4 protein-coding genes are annotated in these 4,478 nt (G+C 70.5%); 3 read left to right on the plus strand and 1 reads right to left on the minus strand.

The annotated features are described in order from the left end of the window. The first annotated feature begins 74 nt into the window (after positions 1-74). Positions 75-668, plus strand: a complete 594-nt coding sequence (locus AC1DY2_RS16115; RefSeq protein WP_476763341.1) for a gamma carbonic anhydrase family protein — start codon at positions 75-77, stop codon at positions 666-668. A 7-nt stretch (positions 669-675) separates the two neighbouring features. Here the strand turns inward: AC1DY2_RS16115 and AC1DY2_RS16120 are convergent, their stop codons facing one another. Further along, positions 676-1,596: a heme o synthase gene (locus AC1DY2_RS16120; RefSeq protein WP_309978733.1), complete on the minus strand. Its 921-nt coding sequence runs from the start codon at positions 1,594-1,596 to the stop codon at positions 676-678. Between the two features lie 322 nt (positions 1,597-1,918). On the opposite strand from AC1DY2_RS16120, the gene tkt reads away from it, so the two are divergent. Together tkt and AC1DY2_RS16130 are read left to right on the plus strand one after the other, a co-directional pair. Continuing rightward, the gene (tkt, locus tag AC1DY2_RS16125) at positions 1,919-4,012 is read left to right on the plus strand and encodes a transketolase (RefSeq protein WP_476763342.1); all 2,094 of its coding nucleotides are present in this window, start codon (positions 1,919-1,921) and stop codon (positions 4,010-4,012) included. Between the two features lie 26 nt (positions 4,013-4,038). After that, the coding region (locus AC1DY2_RS16130; protein ID WP_476763343.1) for a transaldolase family protein at positions 4,039-4,478 on the plus strand (440 nt) is incomplete at its 3' end.

The raw sequence follows: 4,478 nt of genomic DNA on the forward strand, positions 1-4,478 counted from the left end.
CCTCAAGCGACCCGCGGTGACGGATGCCGCGCCCTCCGCCGCGCCGGTCGCGGCCTCCGCACGCTGAGGCGCTCGTGCTGATCGAGCATCGCGGCCGCCGCCCGCTCGTCGATCCCACGGCGACGGTGGCCCCGACGGCGGTGCTGTCGGGTGATGTGCGCGTCGGGCCGCGCACCCGGGTCCTGCACGGTGCGGTGCTGACCGCGGAGGACGGCGCGATCACGGTCGGCGCCGAGTGCGTCGTGATGGAGCACGCGCTCGTGCGCGGTCGGTCGGGGCATCCGGTGGTCATCGGCGATCGCGTGCTCGTCGGGCCGCACGCGCACGTGAACGGCKCGAGCATCGGCGACGAGGCGTTCATCGCCACGGGGGCCTCCGTGTTCCCCGGCGCCGTCGTCGAGGCCGGCGCCGAGGTGCGGATCAACGGCGTCGTCCAGGTGAATACCCGCATCCCGGCCGGCGAGGTGGTGCCGATCGCGTGGGTCGCGGTCGGCGACCCGGCCCGCATCCTCCCGCCCGAACGCCACGACGAGATCTGGGACGTGCAGCGGGGGCTCGACTTCGTGGGCACCGTCTACGGCGTCCCCGGCGAGCAGGGCATGCGCGAGATCATGCGCCGCCAGTCGGACTTCTACGCCGCCCACGACGACGACATCGTCATCGACTGACGCCGACTCAGAACGGCAGCAGCGGGTCGATGCCGATGGCGAGGAAGAGCAGCGACAGGTAGGCGATCGAGCCGTGGAACACCCGCATCGGCGAGACCTGCACGTGGCGGATCGCGAGGTTGTAGAGGCGGTGCGTCTCGGACACGAACCACACCCCCGTCACCACGGCGACGGTGGAGTAGACGAGGCCCATGCCGGCCACCGGGATGAGCAGCAGCGAGCACGCGACCGTGGCCCAGGCGTAGAGGATGACCTGCAGGCCGACCTGCGCCCGCCCCCGCACCACGGCGAGCATGGGCACCCCGGCCGCCGCGTAGTCGTCCTTGTACTTCATCGAGAGCGGCCAGTAGTGCGGCGGCGTCCACAGGAAGATGATGAGGAACAGGATGAACGGCGTCCAGCTGAGGCTCTCGGTCACGGCGGCCCAGCCGATCAGCACCGGCATGCAGCCCGCCACGCCGCCCCACACGATGTTCTGCGACGTGCGACGCTTGAGGATCAGGCTGTAGAAGACGACGTAGAGCAGGATCGCGCCGAGCGACAGCGCCGCGGCCAGCCAGTTCGTGAAGATCCAGAGCCAGGCGATGGATGCCGCGCCGAGCCCGTAGGCGAATACGAGCGCCTCGCGGTCGGTGAGCTCGCCCGTCACGAGCGGCCGCCCCTGCGTGCGCTTCATGACGCGGTCGATGTCGCGGTCGATGTAGCAGTTGAAGGCGCCGGCCGCGCCCGCGCTCATCGCGCCGCCGATGAGCGTCGCGACGAGCAGCCACAGGTTCGGAAGGCCGTTCTGCGCGAGGATCATGGTGGGCGCGGTCACCACCAGCAGGAGTTCGATGACCCGCGGTTTCGTGAGCGCGAGGTAGGCGGAGAGCTTGCGCCGTACCGTCATCTGCGGTCGCGACTCGCGAGTGTGTACAGCTGCCGACATCGTTCCTCTTCCGGGCGCGGGCGCACGCGAGCACTCCCCGCGCGACCCTCGACGATTCTAGGCCATGCGCGAGAGCGCGACATCCGGAATACGCTTTCCGCCTCACATAGCGCGGACTCGGCCGTGAGTCATCCCCCGTCACAGACCACCCCCGAATCCATATACTGAGGATTGCGCGCCCGGCTTCACGGGTTCGATCACGCCGGCCTCCCGAACGACTCCCGGCAGAACCCGCGGCCTGGCGGAACCGCGCCGCAACGTCCCGGCGGGTCGGGGGCCGGACGGTTCCCGACGCCGTCACGATCGGAAGGAACAGCACCTCGTGGCCAATCTGCAGTGGGAACCCATCGACGATCGCGCGGTCGACACGGCGCGCGTGCTCGCGGCCGACGCCGTCGAGAAGGTCGGGAACKGGCACCCGGGCACGGCGATGAGCCTCGCGCCCGCCGCCTACCTCCTCTTCCAGAAGGTCATGCGGCGCGACCCGGCCGACCACGGCTGGCTCGGCCGCGACCGCTTCATCCTCTCCGCGGGCCACAGCTCGCTCACGCAGTACGTGCAGCTCTACCTCGCCGGCGACGGCCTCGAGCTCGACGACCTCAAGGCGCTGCGCACCTGGGGCTCCAAGACCCCGGGCCACCCCGAGTACGGCCACACCGACGGCGTCGAGATCACCACGGGCCCACTCGGCCAGGGCCTCTCCTCGGCCGTCGGCTTCGCCTACGCCGCTCGCTTCGAGCGCGGCCTCTTCGACCCCGACGCCGCGGCGGGCACGAGCCCCTTCGACCACTTCATCTACGTCGTCGCGGGCGACGGCGACCTCCAGGAGGGCGTCACCAGCGAGGCCTCCTCGCTCGCCGGCCACCAGCAGCTCGGCAACCTCGTCGTGATCTACGACTCGAACCAGATCTCCATCGAGGACGACACGAACATCGCCTTCACCGAAGACGTGGCGAAGCGCTACGAGGCCTACGGCTGGCACGTCCAGACGGTCGACTGGAAGAAGACCGGCCAGTACGTCGAGGACGTCGCCGAGCTCCACCGCGCGATCGAGGCGGCCAAGGGCGAGGCGGCCAAGCCGTCGATCATCATCCTGAAGACCATCATCGGCTGGCCCAGCCCCGGCAAGCAGAACACCGGCAAGATCCACGGTTCCGCGCTCGGCGCGTCGGAGCTCGCCGCCACGAAGGAGGTGCTCGGCTTCGACCCCGAGCAGACCTTCGTCGTCGCCGAGGACATCCTCGAGCACACCCGTGCCGCCCGTGAGCGCGGCGCCGCGGCGCACGCCGAGTGGCAGGTCGGGTTCGACGCGTGGGCCGAGGCCAACCCCGAGAAGAAGGCGCTGCTCGACCGGCTCGAGGCCGGCGAGCTGCCCGACGACGTGGCATCCGTCCTCCCCGCCTTCGAAGGTGGCACCGAGGTCTCGACCCGCGCCGCGTCGGGCAAGGTCATCAATGCCCTCGCGGGCGTGCTCCCCGAATTCTGGGGCGGCTCGGCCGACCTCGCCGAGTCGAACCTCAYGACGATCAACGACGCGGCCTCGTTCATCCCCGAGGAGTGGTCGACGCACGAGTTCGCCGGCAACCCCTACGGCCGCGTGCTGCACTTCGGCATCCGGGAGCACGCGATGGCGGCGATCGTCAACGGCATCGTGCTGCACGGCAAGACCCGCGCATTCGGCGGCACGTTCCTCATCTTCAGCGACTACATGCGCCCCGCCGTGCGACTCTCCGCGCTCATGAAGGTGCCCTCGATCTTCGTCTGGACGCACGACTCGGTCGCGCTCGGCGAGGACGGACCGACCCACCAGCCGATCGAGCAGCTCGCGACGCTCCGCGCGATCCCCGGATTCACGGTGGTCCGCCCGGCCGATGCGAACGAGACCGCCATCGCCTGGCTCGAGATCCTGAAGCGGCGCGACGCCCCCGTGGGCATCGCGCTCACCCGCCAGAACATCCCGGTGTTCGAGCGCGGCGACGGCGCGGCATCCGGCGACACGCTCGCGTCTGCGGCCGGGCTCGCGAAGGGCGCCTACATCCTCACCGAGGCGCCGTCGGGCACGCCCGACGTCATCCTCATCGCCACGGGCTCCGAGGTGCAGCTGGCCGTGGCCGCCCGCGAGCAGCTCGCGGCCGACGGCATCCAGGCGCGCGTCGTCTCGGCGCCGAGCCTCGAGTGGTTCGAGGAGCAGGATGCCGCGTACCGCGAGTCCGTACTTCCCGCCGCCGTGACGGCCCGAGTGTCGGTCGAGGCCGGCATCTCGCTGTCGTGGCGCCCCTACGTGGGCGACCGGGGCCGCAGCGTCTCGATCGAGCACTTCGGCGCATCCGCCGACTACAAGACCCTGTTCCGCGAGTTCGGYATCACGACGGACGCCGTCGTCGCCGCCGCGAAGGAGACGCTCGCGTCGGCCTGACGCGCGCAGAAGGAGAACACATCCCCATGAGCACCAACTCCCCCACCGCCGCGCTCTCCGAAGCCGGCGTGAGCATCTGGCTCGACGACCTGTCCCGCGACCGCATCACCACGGGCGACCTCGCGCGCCTGATCGCCGAGCGCAACGTCGTCGGCGTCACCACCAACCCGACCATCTTCGCCGGGGCACTCGCCAAGGGTGACGCCTACCGCGAGCAGCTGCACACGCTCGCCCAGGCCGGCACCGACCTCGACACCGCGGTGTTCGAGGCGACCACCGACGACGTGCGCGACGCCGCCGACATCTTCCGCCCGGTGTACGACGCGAGCGGCGGCTACGACGGCCGCGTGTCGATCGAGGTGGCACCCGACCTCGCGCACGACACCGAGCGCACCATCGAGCAGGCGCATGCGTTGTGGGAGAAGGTGGATCGTCCGAACGTGATGATCAAGATCCCGGCGACGGT

It is taken from the genome of Agromyces sp. P1_H4, assembly GCF_056405255.1.